Source organism: Blautia sp. HA8986 (assembly GCF_056504635.1).
The window spans coordinates 1931476-1948053 of the sequence record NZ_JBWLUQ010000001.1 but is presented as its reverse complement, the minus strand read 5'-3'; the positions used below and the strand labels follow the sequence as shown (position 1 = coordinate 1948053).

Here is a 16578-nt window from a genome sequence, read left to right as displayed (position 1 = left end):
ATCATGGCAAAGATCACACAGATAGCAGGAAGAAATGCTCTGGGAACATTTGCACCAGATTTTGCACATTTTAACGATGACATTCTTTTCGGAGAGAACTGGAATAACGAAGATATTGATTTAAAAACAAGAAGTATCATCACAGTTGTAGCACTGATGGCACAGGGAATCACAGATTCCTCTTTGAAATTCCATTTACAGAATGCAAAGGATCATGGGGTAACACAGAAAGAGATCGCAGCAATCATCACTCACGTAGCATTCTATGCAGGCTGGCCAAAAGGCTGGGCAGTCTTTAATCTTGCAAAAGAGGTTTGGAATGAGGACGAAGCAGAGAAATAACCTGGCAGAAACTGCTCGTCATGAAAGGGTCGCACAAAACACAGACGTGTATGCCGTTAAAGCCCGTAACTATAAGGGATTGCGGAGGGGTAGTCCAGTTTTATGCAGAAATAACTGGCATATTCATCATGCAAAAAGCGGTGGCGGACAGATTTTAGTATGTGTAGCCGGACGTGGATTTTATCAGGAGGAAGGCAAAGAAGCGGTAGAAATGAATCCGGGTGACTGTATAAACATTCCGGCAGAAGTAAAACACTGGCATGGAGCGGCTCCGGATGAGTGGTTTTCCCATCTGGCAATTGAGGTACCCGGGGTAGACTGTTCCAATGAGTGGTGCGAGGCAGTATCAGAAAAAGAGTATGCCAGGTTAAAATAAGGAGTGGACTATGGAATACAGTAAACTTGGGAATACAGATATAGAAGTGTCAAAATTATGTGTGGGCTGTATGAGTTTTGGAAAAGCCGGAACCATGCATGACTGGACGCTGGATAAATCTGAGAGTGAGAAAATTATCAAACATGCACTTAATCTGGGATATAACTTTTTTGACACGGCAAATGGGTATTCTGCCGGAACAAGTGAGGAGTATTTGGGAAGAGCGCTGAAGAAAAATATAGCGAGAGATCAGGTAGTGATTGCATCCAAGGTTTATTTTAATGAAGGGCGTTTATCAAGAAAAGCAATCATGAGGGAGATAGACGGCAGCTTGTCACGTCTTGGAACCGATTATCTTGATTTATATATCATCCATAGATTTGACTATGATACGCCGATAGAAGAAACCATGGAAGCATTGAATGAACTTGTAAAATCAGGAAAGGTCCGGGCACTTGGTGCATCTGCGATGTATGGATATCAGTTTTACAATATGCAGGTGGCTGCAAGGGATCATGGATGGACACCATTTTCGGCGATGGAGAATCATTACAATCTGCTTTACAGAGAAGATGAGAGAGAACTGATACCGATTTGTAAGCAAATGAATGTTTCCCTGATGCCATATAGCCCTCTTGCAGCCGGACATCTGGCAAGACCGCAATGGAAGTCAGATTCTCTTCGTGGAACCACGGATCGGGTTGCTATGGGAAAATATGATAAGACAGAAACAGAAGATATGAAGATTGTAAAACGTGTAGCGGAACTTGCAGAAAAGTATGACTGCAAAATGTCGCAGATTGCTATTGCATGGCAGTGGGCAAAGGGGATTATATCGCCGATTATAGGGGCTACAAAAACAAGTTATTTAGATGATGCAGCCGGAGCATTTAATATAAAATTAACTGCCGAGGATATTGCATATTTGGAAGAGCCATATGTTCCCCATAAGATCATTGGTGCAATTGATAAAAATCTCAAGCAGGGAGTTGTTTTGCTGGATGAAAAGAAATAATGGGAAAAGGAGAAAATGCGATGATTCATAATGTATTGACATTGAACAACGGAATAGAGATACCTCAGTTAGGACTTGGTACATGGTTCATTCGTGATGATATAGTGGCAGATGCGATAAAAGAAGCAGTTAATATCGGTTATAGACATTTTGATACTGCACAGGCATATGGAAACGAGCGTGGAGTCGGTGAAGGAATCAGGAACTGTGGTATTCCAAGAGATGAAATATTTGTAACTTCAAAAGTAGCTGCAGAGCATAAGACATACGATGAAGCCATGGCTGGTATTGATGAAACTATCAAAAAGATAGGACTTGATTATCTTGATATGATGATTATTCATAGTCCGCAGCCATGGGAAAAAGTGAATCAAAGTGAAGACCGTTATGTGAATGGAAACCGGGAGGCATGGAAGGCTCTGGAAGATTCATATAAAGCAGGAAAACTGAAAGCAATCGGTCTTTCAAATTTTCGGATTGGTGATATTGAAAACATTCTTGAGGTATGTGAGATTAAGCCAATGGTAAATCAGATACTTCTTCATATCAGTAATACACCGCTTGAACTTGTAGAGTATTGTCAAGGTAAAGACATTATTGTTGAAGCATATTCTCCAATTGCACATGGAGAGATATTACATCAGAGGGAAATCGCAGTTATAGCAGAGAAATATGGGGTTTCCGTTCCCCAGCTCTGTATTCGATATACTTTGCAGTTAGGTGCAGTCAGTCTTCCCAAAACAGGAAATCCGGAACATATGAGGACAAATGCAGAGGTGGATTTTGAAATATCCCCAGAAGATATGAAAATGCTTAAGAATTTTAAACATATTAAGGATTATGGACAGAGCAGTCACTTTCCAGTATATGGTGGAAAAATGTAGGGGGTGAAAGCCATGAAAAAATAAAAATCTAAATAAGTAAAATAATCAAAGTAGATATTTCAGAAGAGTATTTCGGAAAGAGTAAATTCAAAGGAATAACTCAAAATAGATAAGGGCTTTAGTACCATTTTTAGGAAAAGTTCTGGCAATAAATATCGGCGGGCAAAGATGTCCGCCGTATAATTATGTCAGTTTATTATTTGAGCCTAGGATGGCTCTTGCCAGAGAAATGCCGATTTGTGGGTACAATTCCTGGATTTCTTGATATTTCTCAACAGAATCTTTTCTATTTCTTTACACGTGGAAAAACTCCTTTTTCTGATTATTCAGCAGATTCTTCAGAAGTAGAGTCTTTCTTTTTTCGGGACTTTCCCGAAATCATTTTATGACCGGAGTAGATAGCCATAATCATACAGAGAAGAGAGCTGCAAGCAAAATATTTGTGAGCTGATTTCATGTTTTTATAGCCGGTATAAAAGGTTCCAATCATGGCTGCCAATGCACCAAGTGACCAATATTTATGTGCTTTCATTTGAATATACCTCCTGCGTTTTTTTATATAATACCTCTTTTTAGAAAGCATGAAAACAGGAAATTTATATTGTCCGGTAAAATGTATTTGCTCGTTCACATCTTTAAGTTGCTGTTCTGTATCCTTTAAAGATTTTCTGGCGGCACTGGTCTGATCGGATGCCTGGTCAAGTGCAATATGGAAATCTTCAAGAGAGTCATATCCACATTCCTCTCTGTCTTTTGGGTCAAAGCTGATAATATGGGACCATTATTTTTATCGTATTTCCATAAACGATTTTTATATCATAAAGCAACTCACACTCAGCTACAAAATCAGCAAGTTTCTGCAAAAGTTTTGCCTGGTTTTTTGTTACTGCCTTCTTCCAGACGAAAGTATACTTATTGGCACTGGCTTCAATTTTTGTACCATCAATAAAAATGGTTTCTCCGGAAATTTCTCCCATATCAAACAATGCATTAGACATTTCTGCAAGGATACGTTTAGAACAGGGAGCAAAATGGATACTTCTAAATCTTGCAAATGTTGCATGATCAGGAGCTGGGGAACCTTCTAGAAGAAACATAAAATTGATATCTCTTTTACAATTTAGTTCCATGGAACGAGAGGAGTAATCCCCATTCATGTAAGAATAAAGCACAATCTTCAAAAGTGTTCTGGGCGATACAGAATTTATTCTTTCGAGGTCTGGCAGTTATTTTTTTGCACAAGAAAAGGAGCTACGCACTAATACTTAGTGCGACAGCCCCTTATTTTACCAGAACAATTTGGCGTTCGCGTTTGTGACGGTTTTTTCTATATTCTGTAGGAGAAATTCCGTGGTATTCTTTAAATACTTTTGAAAAATAAGAAGGCGAACTGAATCCACAGATCTGACTGATATAGTCCACGGACCAGTCAGAAGTAAAAAGAAATTCTTCACTCTGGGTGATGCGAAAATCCAGTATATATTTTTTCAATGGAACACCCATCTGCTTTGAAAAGATTTCTGAGAGATAGGATCGATTCAGATTCAGTTTGTCTGCAATATACTGAACTGTCAGGTCTCGTCCGTAGAAATCTTCTACAATAGAAATTGCTTGCTGTACATGACTTTCTGAATTCTGACGACTTTTTCTTTCGGGAAGCTCTTTGGAGTTCTCGATAAAAGTACCAACTTTTGAAAGAAGAAGGAGAAGAATGCCATTGGTATACAGATCATTTTTTGTACTATCATTTTTTATGGAAATCAGAATCTCAAGGAGATCCTTGATTTCCTCAAAGACTTCTGTAGAAAGTCCTTTTGTGAGGGACGGATAACCGAATCCAAGACGATGAATGAAGTATGGAGCGAGTTTGCCATTGAAGCCAACCCACGAATAAGTCCATGGATTCTCCTTATCGGCCTGATAGAAGACCATCTGATCCGGTTCAATCAAAAAAATCTGTTTTTCTTCAATAAGATATTCTGTTTTATTAACAACAAGACGTCCCTTCCCGGAAAGAACAAAATGCATGAGATAATAGGGTCTTGTTCCAGGTCCGTAGGAATGAAGCGGCAGACATTCTGAATGACCGCAGAAACGAAGTTTTATATCATTCCAGCTGGTGTCTCTGTACAGATTCAATTTTTCTAATTCCATAGGATTTCCTTTCGGTAGTTTGTATATTTATATTCGATAGATACAAAATTCTTGCTTTTATTAAACTACAATTTCCGACAAAATTTATAAGTTACCCAACAAAAGTGACTAACATGGTAATAAGATTATAGTATATGATATCAATGTAGACAAGAGAAAGAAAAGACAAAAATAATCTAAAAATTCAGACAGGAAACGAATCGATTCAAATTCACAGAAAAGTAAAAAGCTATAGTTATTAGAAGAAAGAAGTCAGTTTGTAAAAGGTGACCTGTATTTTGTGCACCCTAAAATAAAATGGAAAGGTAAGGAAAGAGATATGTTAGAATTTGCAAAAACACCACCAAAAGGATGGAACAGCTGGGATGTATATGGAGCGTCTGTTACAGAAGAAGAAGTAAAAAGAAATGCAGATATTATGGCAGAAAAGCTTAAGAAATATGGATGGAACTATGTGGTTGTAGATATTCAGTGGTACGAGCCAGGAGCTGAGTCAGCAGCATATCGCAAGTTTGCGGATTTGAAGATAGATGAATATAGTCGTGTGCTTCCGGCTGAAAATCGTTTTCCAAGTTCAGCAGATGGAGTTGGGTTTGCACCACTTGCTGAATATGTACACCAATTAGGGTTGAAATTCGGTATTCACATTTTAAGGGGAATACCAAGACAGGCTGTTCATGGAAGAATGCATATCAAAGGAACGGATAAGACAGCAGATCAGATTGCAATAAACAGTATCTGTCCATGGAATTCAGATATGTATGGAGTGGATATGTCAATTCCAGAAGGACAGTTATATTATGATTCGCTTATGGAATTGTATGCTTCTTGGGGAGTTGATTTCATTAAAGTTGATGATATCGCATATTCAACGATTTACAGAGATTCACATAGAAAGGAAATTGAAGGGATTCGAAAGGCTATCGACAAAACGGGACGGGACATTGTACTTTCCCTTTCGCCGGGACCGGCAAGACTGCAGGATGGAAGTTTTCTTCAAAAAACTGCAAATATGTGGAGATTGACAGATGATTTCTGGGATGAGTGGGAATTGCTGTATGATATGTTTGACCGCTGTAATTATTGGTCACCATTTATTCGTAAAGGAAACTGGCCTGATTGTGACATGCTTCCATTGGGGCATATTGGAATCCGCTCAGGTGAACGTGGAAAGGCAGACCGTATGACCTGCTTTACAAAGCCAGAACAAAAGACAATGATCACATTGTGGTCTATCTTTCAGTCACCATTGATGTATGGCGGAGAACTAGCTGATTTGGATGAGTGGACGCTCTCATTGTTAACAAATACAGAGGTAAACGAGATGCATCGTACACTGGATGGACAGAGACAAGAGTACAGAGACGATGAATGGATTGTCTGGTCAGGAGAAAACGAAGAGAATACATATATTGCAATATTTAATGTATCGGATAAAAAGAAAGAAATTCCTGATAAATTAGCAGAAATATATATCAAAGAGGATGCAAAAGAAATCTGGTCCGGCAAAAAAGCAACTGAAGCAGCAGAAGAAGTAGATAGTCATGGTTGTGTGTTGTATCAGATGAAAAGAATGTGACGAATGTCGGATAGGAGGAATGAAGTGATGGATACAATAGGAAAGAAACTTGCCCTAAAAGAAAAGATGGCTTATGGCTCCCCTCCGCAGCAGCTGGCGCTGTTTGCGGAAGGGATCATCTTCTTGTTGTTTTTATATCGTGGTATTATTCAGCTTTTATCTCTCCATCATACTGATAGACTCAATTCCGACACTTCCGCCGCGGACAACTTCGATATGTTTGAACTCTTCTTTGATAAGCTTGATGACCGCGTCATTTTTGGTTGCGGTCTGGACGAATTCCAGAAGGAGACTGTCTTTTCCATAGTCGATGACACGTGCCTTGAAAGTCTCAGCAATCTGGAAAAGTTCCGCTTTATCTTCCGGGGAGCAGTCCTTTACCTTGATGTAAAGGATCTCCTTCATTCGAACGAACACATCTGTAAAATCAATAACCTTGATCACCTCGATCATACGGTTCAGCTGTTTTTTGATCTGCTCAAAGGTTTCATCATCGCTGACTGTGGCGATGGTCATTCTGGAAACTGTGGGATCCTCCGTAGTTCCAACCGTAAGACTGTCCAGGTTATAGGACTTTCCGGAAAAAAGCCCGGAAATCTTGGAAAGAACACCGACCTGGTTTTCAACGTAGAGAGAGATCCATCTTTTTTTCATTCCTTTATTCATCATTCATTCCTCCTAACAATCCATGATCAGATCAGCCAGGGTGCCGCCCGGCTTGATCATCGGGTAAACCATTTCCTCCGGATCAATGATAAATTCGATGATCGTAGGAGTTTTTGTATTCTTCTTAGCCTCTTCGAAAGCAGCCGCGATCTGATCCTTCTCAGTTACACGGATACCCTTTGCCCCATAGCTTTCTGCAAGACGGATGAAATCCGGTGTGTATTCCGGATACTCCCGGCCTTCTGTACGGCGGGAGAGGGCGCCGGCTTTTAAGTTTGTCATGGCGTAACGTTTTCCGTAAAAAAGCTTCTGCCACTGGCGGACCATTCCGAGATATTCATTATTGAAGATACAGCAGATGATTGGAAGCTCCTCCAGAACTGCGGTAGCCAGCTCCTGAATATTCATCTGCATGCCGCCGTCACCAGAAACGGAGATGACCGGTGTGTCTGGATTACCAATCTTGGCACCGATAGCACCTGGAAGGCCGTAACCCATGGTTCCAAGTCCGCCTGACATGATCAGCTGACGGTTCTCGGTGATGTCCACATACTGGCTCACCAGCATCTGATGCTGACCTACATCGGTAACAAGAATGGCCTTGTCAAACTGGCGGTTGATCTCGCCGATGATATCCAGCGGTCCCATAATACCACGGTCCTTCATGGTAAGAGGATGCTCTTCTTTCCATTCCCGGATCTGCTTCAGCCATTTGCCGGTATTACATTCCTGCACATATTCAGCCATTTTTGTGATAGCCTCTTTTGCATCGGCAACAATGGGGATATCTACATGGATGTTTCTGGAAATGGAAGCGGTGTCAATATCAATGTGGACAATCTGTGCATGTGGAGCAAATTCATGGAGCTTGCCTGTGATACGGTCGTTAAAACGGGTTCCGATGGAAAACAGAAGATCGCATTCATTCACTGCCATATTTGCGGCATAAGCGCCGTGCATACCAAGATTTCCGATAAACAGAGGGTTCTTTGTGGAAATGGCGCCACGTCCCATAACGGTTGTGACAACCGGGATCTGAGTTTTCTCAACAACCTGGGTAAAAATCTCCTGCGCGCGGGAAATGATCACACCGCCGCCGGCAAGAAACAGAGGTTTTTTGGCCTTCTGCAGCATTTTGAGGGCACGCTTCAGCTGTCCGATATGCACGCTGGTGTTAGGCTTGTAGCCACGGATATTGACAGTTTTCGGATACTCAGCACTTCCCAGCTCGGCCATTACATCCTTTGGAAGGTCGATGAGAACCGGGCCTGGGCGTCCGGTGCGTGCGATATAGAAGGCTTCCTTGATGATACGTCCAAGATCCTCACGGTTGCGGACGGTAACACCGTATTTTGTGATGCTTCTGGTGATCCCGACAATATCAACCTCCTGAAACGCATCGTTTCCGATGAGGTGACGGGCAACCTGTCCGGTAAAGCATACAAGCGGAACGCTGTCATAGTTGGCAGTTGCAAGACCTGTAACAAGGTTGGTAGCTCCGGGACCGCTGGTAACGAGACATACGCCAACCTTTCCGGTAGTTCTGGCATAAGCATCTGCTTCGTGTACAAGGGCCTGCTCGTGACGTGGCAGAATGATGTCAATGCCGCTCTGTTTATATAATTCATCGCTGATATCGATGGTGCAGGCACCAGGATAGCCGAACAGAACATCAACGCCTTCTTCTTTTAAGGCTTTTACAAGCAATTTGTTTCCGGAAATCTGTTTCATGAATTGGTTCCCTCCTTTGATGATGTGAAAAGTTAAGCAGATAAGGGCTGTCGCGAGAAATTTTTCCAATAAAAAAGTCCCGGCATATCGGATAAAATATGCTCAGGACGGATAATTCCGCGGTACCACCTGTTTTCAGAGGTAAAACTCTGCTCTCTGTCAGTACAAAATTATACTGCCTCCCTGTAACGTGGGAATGACGATGAAGCCTACTGCATGAAGATTCATGGTTCAGTCCACTGCTCGAGGGCTACTTCCATAGCTCTGTCACGAAGATTCTCACCGGCCATCTTCTCTCTGGGCATCCGGAGACTATGTACTACTCCCTGTCATTGCATTTAGTAAATATAGATAAAAATTTTATATTATTATAATATAAAATATCGGAACTGTCAATCGCAGAAATCGCATATTGCGGTGCGAATGACAGTTCCGATGTCAGAGTATTATTTGCTTTTATGTTTCCGGATTTTCCTCTGTTTCCGGAGCTTTTTCCGGAAGGTAAACATGAACCTGCTCAATACGGTTTTTATCCAGTTTTTCCACAATAAGACGGATACCTTCCTCTGTGATCACTTCATCACCTGCAACAGGCAGGCGGTCCAGATGTTCAATGATAAATCCGCCAAGGGAATCATAATCCTCAGAATCCAGCTCTGTGTGAAGATGGTCGTTCACATCATCCAGATGCATGGAACCTTCAATGATATATTCACGGTCGCTGATCTTCTGGACAAGCTCGTCCTCTTTCTCATCGTACTCATCATGGATCTCACCGACGATCTCCTCCAGGATATCCTCCAGTGTGATAAGACCGGCCATATCACCGTATTCATCCAGCACAATGGCAATGTTAAAGGTGGAATCCTTCATTTCAACAAGCAGATCGGAAATACTCTTGCGCTCGTATGTGAAGTGCGGTTTCCGGAGAAAATTGTCTATTACGAATTCTGTGTCCTTGTCGTAGAGAAGAAGATCCTTCATATTGATAATTCCCACGATATTATTCTGGCTGTCTTTATAAACAGGGAGACGTGTGAATTTGTCTTCACGGAAAATATCGATCAGCTCATCATAGGTGGAAGCCACATCTGCAAAAGTTACATGAACTCTCGGTACCATGATATCTTTGGCTGTGGCATCGCCCAGATCAAACACATTGTAGATCATTTCTTTTTCGTCGGATTCAATGACACCGTCCTCGTGGCTGACGTCCACGATGGTACGAAGCTCCTCCTCGGTCATGGCCTTGCTGGCTGCATCCGGGTCCACACGCATCAGGCGCATCACACCTCTTGAAAAGAGGTTGATGATGAAGATCACCGGTGTCATGATGGTCATAAGAAATTTAAAGACCGGGATATAGCGGAGGGTGATCTTTTCAGAGTTAATGGTTGCGTAGTTCTTGGGGGTGATCTCGCCGAAGATCAGGATCAGAATCGTCAGGATCACCGTTACGATGCTGACCATATAGCCGCCAAAGCTGTATGCAAGTGTGGTTGCAAGGGAAGAAGCCGAAATGTTCACAATGTTGTTTCCGATGAGAATCGCACTGAGAAGCTTGGGCGTCTGGTTCTCCAGGATATCGAGAGCCATGGCTGCGCGCTTGTTTCCTTCGTCTGCAAGAGAGCGGAGACGGATCTTGTTTACCGACATCAGCGCGGTTTCGTTAGATGAGAAAAAGGCTGACAATGCCAGCAGAATAAGTAATATGATTATCTGGTAAGTGTCGCTGGGGTCCACTTTCAATATTCACTCCTTTAAAAATAAAATTATTTGGTTAAAAATATACAGATACTCCCACATTATATACGTTTTACTGGATTTTGGCAAGAGCCGGACCAGTACAGCGGATATAGATATATGAAAAAATACGAAAATAAGTCTGCTTCTTGACAAAAGAGTAAGTTCAGACTAACATATATGTGTATTCATACATAAAGAAGAAATGTATAGAAATGGAAGGAGAGGTTTATGTTTCTGGAGATAAAAGGAATCAAAAAATCCTTCGGGGCAGGAGAGAGCCATGTAGATGTTCTGAAGGGGATCGATCTTGAGATTGAAAAGGGAGAATTCTGCGTTCTTCTGGGACCGTCCGGTTCCGGAAAATCCACACTTCTGAACATTATCGGAGGCATCGACGGGGCAGATTCGGGAAGCATTACCATTCAGGGTGAACGTCTGGAGGATATGAAAGAAAAAAAGCTTTCTCTTTACAGAAGAAAGCATCTGGGATATATATTTCAGATGTACAATCTGATCCCGAACCTGACAGTACGTGAGAATATTGAGGTTGGCGCATATTTAAGTGACAGACCTCTGGATGTGGATGAGCTGCTGGAAACACTGGGACTCTATGAACATCAACGGAAACTTCCGAACCAGCTTTCGGGAGGCCAGCAGCAGAGAACCGCCATTGGCCGTGCCATTGTAAAAAATCCGGATATTCTGCTTTGCGATGAGCCTACCGGCGCATTGGACTACAACACCTCCAAGGAAATCCTGAATCTGATCGAAACAGTCAATCACAAATACGGAAATACTATAGTCATGGTTACTCATAACGATGCCATCAAGGATATGGCAGATCGTGTGGTAAAGCTTCGTGACGGTATGATCCGCAGAAACTATCAGAATGAGCAGAAGATTCCGGCTGCTGACCTGGAATGGTAAGGGGGCATTATGAAGAATCCTTTACGTAAACGTATCCCCAGGGAACTGAAGGGGGAATTTGGAAAATATCTGGTGGTTTTTCTCATGATGGTGCTGACCATCGGATTTGTATCCGGTTTTCTGGTTGCAGACGGAAGCATGCTGAAAGCCTATAATGACAGCTTTGACAAGTACAATATTGAAAACGGAAATTTCCGCACAGCAGAGAAGGTTTACAAATCCCAGTGGAAAGATATCGAAGCTGCCGGTGTTAAGCTTTATGCGAACTACTATATAGAAGAAGATCTGGATAACGGAAGCACCATGCGTTTTTTTAAAAGCCGTGAGAAGGTGAATAAGGTCTGCCTGATGAAGGGAGAAATGCCGTCAGGGCAGGGCGAGATCGCCATTGACCGTATGTATGCGGATAACAACAGTCTTAAGGTAGGAGATACCCTGATCAGGGGTGAAAAATCCTGGAAGATCACAGGCCTGGTGGCACTTTCGGATTACAGTGCCCTGTTTCAGAATAATAATGATTCCATGTTTGATTCTGTAAAGTTTGGTGTGGCGATTGTAACTCCGGAGGAATTTGAAACCCTGGATCAGGAAAAACTCCGGTATAATTATGCCTGGATCTACGATCATCAGCCAAAGGATGAAAAAGAGGAGAAGAAGATTTCCGAGGATCTCGTGGAAGATATTGGCAAAGTGGTAACTCTGGAGGCCTTTGTCCCACGTTATCTTAACCAGGCGATCATTTTCACCGGCGATGATATGGGTGGAGACAGGGCAATGGTCATCACGCTTCTTTATATTGTGATCGTGATCATGGCTTTTGTGTTTGGAATTACCATTAGCAATACGATCCGAAAGGAAGCCGGTGTTATCGGTACGTTACGTGCATCTGGTTATACCAGACGGGAGCTGATCCTTCATTATATAACGCTTCCGGTTTTGGTCACGCTGGCCGGTGCCCTGATCGGAAATATTCTTGGATATACCGTATTTAAGGGTGTATGTGCAGACATGTATTACGGGAGCTATAGTCTGCCGACTTATGTGACGGTATGGAATGCAGATGCATTTCTTCTGACAACAGTTGTGCCGGTTGTGATCATGGTCCTGATCAATTATGCAGTGCTCCGTTACAGGCTGCAGCTTTCTCCGCTTAAATTCCTTCGAAGGGATTTCTCCGGAAAAAAACAGAAGCGTGCGGTATATCTGAGTCCGAAGATCGGAATCTTTTCCAGGTTCCGCCTGCGTGTGATCTTCCAGAATACCAGCAATTATATTGTGCTGTTTATTGGAGTTGTTTTTGCCAATCTTTTGTTATTTTTCGGGATGCTCCTGCCGTCTACGCTGGATCATTATCAGATGGAGATCCAGGAGAACATGCTGGCGAAATACCAGTACATACTTTCGGTTCCGGCAAGTGCCTATTCAGGAAATAAAGCGGATGCCATGAGTTCTCTTATGGAATATTATATGGATACCAGAACGGATAATAAGGATGCAGAAAAATTTTCTGCATATTCCCTGAATACCATGCCTGGTAAATATAAAAGTGAGGAGATCACTCTCTATGGTGTAGAGCCGGATAGCAAGTATATCCGTGCAGATCTTTCGGGAGAGGGTGTTTATATTTCCAGTGCTTATGCAGATAAATTCCGGATCAAGGAGGGGGATACCATAACTTTGAAGGAAAAATACGAGAAGGATGAGTATTCCTTTAAAGTAGATGGGATCTATGATTATGCGGCAAGCCTCTGTGTATTTATGGAACGTGATAAGCTGAATGAGGCGTTTGATCTTGGGGATGATCACTTTGGAGGATATTTTTCCGATACAGAGATCAGGGATATCCCTTCAAAATATATCGGTTCTGTCATTGACCTGGAAGCTCTTACAAAAATATCCAGGCAGCTGGATGTTTCCATGGGAGATATGATGGGAATGATGTATGGATTTTCCGTGATCATTTTTCTGGTGGTGATCTATCTGCTTTCCAAGGTTATCATCGAAAAAAATGCCCAGTCGATTTCCATGACCAAGATCCTGGGTTATACAAATGGCGAGATCAGTCGTTTGTATATACTTTCTACATCATTTGTGGTGATGTTCTGCCTGTTGTTAAGCCTTCCGGTTGAACGGCAGATCATGGAAGTGCTATTCAGAGAGATGATGCTTTCCAGTATTTCGGGATGGATCACTATGTGGGTGGATCCCATGATCTATGTGAAAATGACAGCGATCGGAATCGCAGCTTATGGGGTGGTAGCAGTGCTGGAATTCCGGAGGATCCGTCATGTGCCCATGGATGAAGCACTGAAAAATGTGGAATAATATGTGACATCTGTATATATATCCGGAAAAATAATTCAGGATATCCGGAAATCTTACAGAATATGCAACAGGATCAGGAGTATGTGTGGTTTAACTGAATGCGGATGCTTTTATCCGCTCAAACAGTTATCTGTGAATAGCCACATATACTCCTTAAATATTCATAAATTTTTCGGAATACTGGAAATATTACTACAAACTTGTTATAATAATCCCATACTTCCAGTTGGAGGGAATAATTCAAACAGGAAATCAGGTGAGGAACATGGCAGGCAGAAAGAAGGATCCGCTGTATAAAAGCTTCGGATATGCATTTCAGGGGATTTTTACCTGCATCCGCAAGGAAAGAAATATGAAGATCCACTGTATGGTGGCAGCACTTGTGGTGATCGCAGGACTGATCCTTGGGCTTTCCGTGACAGAGTGGTGCATCTGCCTGGGACTGTTCGGAATGGTGATGGCGCTGGAACTGGTGAATACGGCAGTGGAAGCTGTGGTGGATCTGGTCACAGAGGAACGTCATCCTCTGGCAAAGATCGCCAAGGACACAGCGGCCGGGGCAGTACTGATCGCAGCGATCATGGCAGCAATCGTCGGACTGATCATTTTTGTTCCCAAGGGACTTGCTTTTCTGGGAATATGACAGGAACAGAAAACTTTTGTTTCAGGAAAGGAGAAAATATTATGGAATTAGGTGAAGGACTGAAGAAAATTTTACTGGTGGGTATTGGTACAGCAGCAGTGACAGCAGAGAAATCCAAAGAAATTCTGGATGAACTGGTAAAAAAGGGTGAGCTTACGGTTGAACAGGGTAAGGTTCTCAATCAGGAGCTGAAGCATAACATCAAATCAACGGTTAAGACAGCTGCTGATTCTGTAAAGGAATCTGCAGCCAGAAAGAATGATCAGGAAGAACTGAAGGCAACGATTTCCAGGCTGACACCGGAGCAGCTGGCTGCTGTGAAGACGCAGATCGAGCGCATGCAGGCCGAGGCTGCTGAGGAGAAAGCCGAGACAACAGAAGAACCGGCAGAGGAAGTTGTACAGGAAGCTTCTGCGGAAACAGAAAATGCAGAAGATACCGGGAGCGAAGAACAAGCAGCAGAGTAACCGACTGCGGATCGTAAATATCCGATTGACTAAACGACAACGCAGACGAAGCAGTAAACGGAGAAGCTTATGGGCAGAGAAGAACAGGAGAAGAAAGAAAATAACGGATATGGAGAACGGCTGAGAGAGATCACAGCCGTTCTGAAAAAGCATGCAATCACCCGGGGCGTTTCTCCTGAGAAGCTCCGGCTCATACTGGAAGATCTGGGCCCAACTTATATCAAGTTGGGTCAGATCATGTCCCTCCGTTCTGATATTCTTCCAAAGAGATACTGTGACGAGCTGATGAAGCTCTGCTCTGATGTACCGCCGATGCCTTTTTCCCAGGTGATCGAGGTACTGGAAGAGTCCATGGGCTGTCCGTGGCAGGCAGAATTTCAGTATATTGAGCAGAAACCTCTGGGAGCAGCATCGATTGCCCAGGTGCATCGGGCCACGTTGAAAACAGGCGAAGAGGTTGTGATCAAGGTTCAGCGAAAAGGAATCTATGAGACCATGGCCAGGGATATCGGTCTGATGCACAAGGCTGTACGTCTGATGCCTCCGGTGAGCATTAAGGGCATGGTGGATCTGAACATGGTCTTAAGTGAACTGTGGACTGTGACCCAGGAGGAGATGAATTTCCTGACGGAAGCTGCAAACATGGCAGAATTTGCAAAAAAGAACAAAGATGTGGCTTTTGTGAAAGTGCCGATCCTATACCGTGAGTATATTTCGCCGCATATTCTTGTGATGGAATATATTGACGGTTTTGCTGTCAATGACAAGGCTGCTCTTCTGGCCAATGGTTATGATCTTAATGAGGTCGGAACGAAATATGTGGATAATTTCATCAAACAGGTGATGGAGGATGGCTTTTTCCACGCAGACCCTCATCCGGGAAACGTAAGGATCCAGGAGGGAAAGATCGTCTGGATCGACATGGGAATGATGGGACGTCTGACGGAGCGTGACCGCCAGTTGATCAGCGAAGCCATCGAAGGTGTTGCCATGAACAATATCGGCAAGATCCAGGATGCAGTCCTGGCTCTTGGTGAGTTTAAAGGAAAACCGGATTCCAGCAAGCTTTATGAGGATATCCGTGGACTTATGGATAAATACGGTACTGCAGATATGGGAAACATTGATGTGGCAGAAGTTATGGTGGATCTGATGGAGGTCATGAAAGAAAATAAGATCATGATGCCGCACGGACTGACTATGCTTGCAAGAGGACTGACTCATGTGGAGGGGGTCCTGGCTGAAATCTGTCCGGAGATCAATATGACACAGATTGCCGCAGCAAGGCTCAAGGAGCAGTTGTTCAGCAACGGGAACTGGAAGCGTGAGATCAAAAAAGAAGGAAAAAATCTTGCCTGGTCCCTGAAACGTGCAGTGGATATTCCCTCTTTGGCAGCAGATTTCCTTCAGGGCTGTATGAAAGGGCAGACGAAGATCAATCTGGATCTTCATGCCTCGGATGATCTGGCGTGGCTTTTGCGCCGGCTGGTGCGGAATATTGTGATGGGGTTGTGGGTGATGGCACTTCTGATCAGTTCCAGCATTATCTGTACTACGGATATGAAACCAAAGCTGTGGGGGATTCCGGCGTTGGGCGCCTTTGGTTATGTGTTTGCTTTTATTATTGTTTTGTATGTGTTTATCAAGCATTTCTTTTCAGGAAAAAAATAAAAGACGGAGATCATTTGCAGAGTCTGCAGGATGGTTTCCGTCTTTTTTGCTG

Annotated in this window: 13 protein-coding genes, 3 pseudogenes and 1 other annotated feature; of the genes and pseudogenes, 10 read left to right on the top strand and 6 right to left on the bottom strand. The window is 43.0% G+C overall.

What is annotated here, in order from left to right; all coding sequences use genetic code 11:
- Window positions 1-3 precede the first annotated feature (3 nt).
- The 4 genes and pseudogenes from AC04Q4_RS09145 to AC04Q4_RS09130 form a co-directional block, all read left to right on the top strand.
- Window positions 4-318: pseudogene (locus AC04Q4_RS09145) on the top strand (carboxymuconolactone decarboxylase family protein); the annotation flags it as partial.
- 127 nt (window positions 319-445) lie between these two features.
- A pseudogene (locus AC04Q4_RS09140) lies at window positions 446-718 on the top strand (cupin domain-containing protein); the annotation flags it as partial.
- 10 nt (window positions 719-728) lie between these two features.
- A complete protein-coding gene (locus AC04Q4_RS09135; protein WP_476388870.1) occupies window positions 729-1733 on the top strand; it encodes an aldo/keto reductase in 1005 nt (334 codons plus the stop codon).
- A 20-nt stretch (window positions 1734-1753) separates the two neighbouring features.
- Complete coding sequence (locus AC04Q4_RS09130) at window positions 1754-2617, top strand: aldo/keto reductase (protein WP_118513265.1); 864 nt, start codon at window positions 1754-1756, stop codon at window positions 2615-2617.
- A gap of 322 nt (window positions 2618-2939) precedes the next feature.
- Here AC04Q4_RS09130 and AC04Q4_RS09125 read toward each other — a convergent pair whose 3' ends face one another.
- The 3 genes and pseudogenes from AC04Q4_RS09125 to AC04Q4_RS09115 all read right to left on the bottom strand — a co-directional run bounded on the left by AC04Q4_RS09125 (window position 2940) and on the right by AC04Q4_RS09115 (window position 4771).
- A complete protein-coding gene (locus tag AC04Q4_RS09125) occupies window positions 2940-3149 on the bottom strand; it encodes a DUF6219 family protein (RefSeq protein ID WP_118513264.1) in 210 nt (69 codons plus the stop codon).
- A gap of 250 nt (window positions 3150-3399) precedes the next feature.
- Window positions 3400-3831: pseudogene (locus AC04Q4_RS09120) on the bottom strand (transposase); the annotation flags it as partial.
- A 67-nt stretch (window positions 3832-3898) separates the two neighbouring features.
- A complete protein-coding gene (locus AC04Q4_RS09115) occupies window positions 3899-4771 on the bottom strand; it encodes an AraC family ligand binding domain-containing protein (protein ID WP_476388869.1) in 873 nt (290 codons plus the stop codon).
- Between the two features lie 319 nt (window positions 4772-5090).
- On the opposite strand from AC04Q4_RS09115, the gene AC04Q4_RS09110 reads away from it, so the two are divergent.
- On the top strand, window positions 5091-6350 hold the full coding sequence (locus tag AC04Q4_RS09110) for a glycoside hydrolase family 27 protein (protein ID WP_117569647.1): 1260 nt from the start codon (window positions 5091-5093) through the stop codon (window positions 6348-6350).
- Window positions 6351-6506: 156 nt separating this feature from the next.
- Here AC04Q4_RS09110 and ilvN read toward each other — a convergent pair whose 3' ends face one another.
- The 3 genes from ilvN to AC04Q4_RS09095 all read right to left on the bottom strand — a co-directional run bounded on the left by ilvN (window position 6507) and on the right by AC04Q4_RS09095 (window position 10490).
- Window positions 6507-7016, bottom strand: coding sequence for an acetolactate synthase small subunit (ilvN, locus tag AC04Q4_RS09105; RefSeq protein ID WP_476389089.1), 510 nt, complete (start codon window positions 7014-7016; stop codon window positions 6507-6509).
- Window positions 7017-7028: 12 nt separating this feature from the next.
- Window positions 7029-8747: a biosynthetic-type acetolactate synthase large subunit gene (gene ilvB / locus AC04Q4_RS09100; protein WP_476388868.1), complete on the bottom strand. Its 1719-nt coding sequence runs from the start codon at window positions 8745-8747 to the stop codon at window positions 7029-7031.
- A 100-nt stretch (window positions 8748-8847) separates the two neighbouring features.
- Window positions 8848-9089 (bottom strand) — a binding site (T-box leader).
- A 114-nt stretch (window positions 9090-9203) separates the two neighbouring features.
- A complete protein-coding gene (locus AC04Q4_RS09095; RefSeq protein WP_476388867.1) occupies window positions 9204-10490 on the bottom strand; it encodes a CNNM domain-containing protein in 1287 nt (428 codons plus the stop codon).
- 231 nt (window positions 10491-10721) lie between these two features.
- Here AC04Q4_RS09095 and AC04Q4_RS09090 point away from each other — a divergent pair, with 231 nt between their 5' ends.
- The 5 genes from AC04Q4_RS09090 to AC04Q4_RS09070 all read left to right on the top strand — a co-directional run bounded on the left by AC04Q4_RS09090 (window position 10722) and on the right by AC04Q4_RS09070 (window position 16526).
- A complete protein-coding gene (locus AC04Q4_RS09090) occupies window positions 10722-11420 on the top strand; it encodes an ABC transporter ATP-binding protein (RefSeq protein ID WP_195455843.1) in 699 nt (232 codons plus the stop codon).
- Between the two features lie 9 nt (window positions 11421-11429).
- The gene (locus AC04Q4_RS09085; RefSeq protein ID WP_476388866.1) at window positions 11430-13745 is read left to right on the top strand and encodes an FtsX-like permease family protein; all 2316 of its coding nucleotides are present in this window, start codon (window positions 11430-11432) and stop codon (window positions 13743-13745) included.
- Window positions 13746-14010: 265 nt separating this feature from the next.
- Window positions 14011-14388: a diacylglycerol kinase family protein gene (locus AC04Q4_RS09080; protein WP_173755531.1), complete on the top strand. Its 378-nt coding sequence runs from the start codon at window positions 14011-14013 to the stop codon at window positions 14386-14388.
- Between the two features lie 41 nt (window positions 14389-14429).
- Window positions 14430-14855 (top strand): hypothetical protein, encoded by a 426-nt coding sequence (locus AC04Q4_RS09075; RefSeq protein ID WP_243251449.1) that lies wholly within the window; start codon window positions 14430-14432, stop codon window positions 14853-14855.
- Window positions 14856-14924: 69 nt separating this feature from the next.
- Window positions 14925-16526, top strand: coding sequence for an AarF/UbiB family protein (locus tag AC04Q4_RS09070; protein ID WP_476388865.1), 1602 nt, complete (start codon window positions 14925-14927; stop codon window positions 16524-16526).
- Window positions 16527-16578 lie beyond the last annotated feature (52 nt).

Excerpts from the sequence above, each read along its gene's own strand:
- AC04Q4_RS09070 (WP_476388865.1), top strand. The coding sequence starts at position 14,925 with ATGGGCAGAGAAGAACAGGAGAAGAAAGAAAATAACGGATATGGAGAA.
- AC04Q4_RS09115 (WP_476388869.1), bottom strand. The coding sequence starts at position 4,771 with ATGGAATTAGAAAAATTGAATCTGTACAGAGACACCAGCTGGAATGAT.
- AC04Q4_RS09110 (WP_117569647.1), top strand. The coding sequence starts at position 5,091 with ATGTTAGAATTTGCAAAAACACCACCAAAAGGATGGAACAGCTGGGAT.
- AC04Q4_RS09135 (WP_476388870.1), top strand. The coding sequence starts at position 729 with ATGGAATACAGTAAACTTGGGAATACAGATATAGAAGTGTCAAAATTA.
- ilvN (WP_476389089.1), bottom strand. The coding sequence starts at position 7,016 with ATGAATAAAGGAATGAAAAAAAGATGGATCTCTCTCTACGTTGAAAAC.
- AC04Q4_RS09125 (WP_118513264.1), bottom strand. The coding sequence starts at position 3,149 with ATGAAAGCACATAAATATTGGTCACTTGGTGCATTGGCAGCCATGATT.
- ilvB (WP_476388868.1), bottom strand. The coding sequence starts at position 8,747 with ATGAAACAGATTTCCGGAAACAAATTGCTTGTAAAAGCCTTAAAAGAA.
- AC04Q4_RS09090 (WP_195455843.1), top strand. The coding sequence starts at position 10,722 with ATGTTTCTGGAGATAAAAGGAATCAAAAAATCCTTCGGGGCAGGAGAG.
- AC04Q4_RS09130 (WP_118513265.1), top strand. The coding sequence starts at position 1,754 with ATGATTCATAATGTATTGACATTGAACAACGGAATAGAGATACCTCAG.
- AC04Q4_RS09080 (WP_173755531.1), top strand. The coding sequence starts at position 14,011 with ATGGCAGGCAGAAAGAAGGATCCGCTGTATAAAAGCTTCGGATATGCA.
- AC04Q4_RS09075 (WP_243251449.1), top strand. The coding sequence starts at position 14,430 with ATGGAATTAGGTGAAGGACTGAAGAAAATTTTACTGGTGGGTATTGGT.
- AC04Q4_RS09085 (WP_476388866.1), top strand. The coding sequence starts at position 11,430 with ATGAAGAATCCTTTACGTAAACGTATCCCCAGGGAACTGAAGGGGGAA.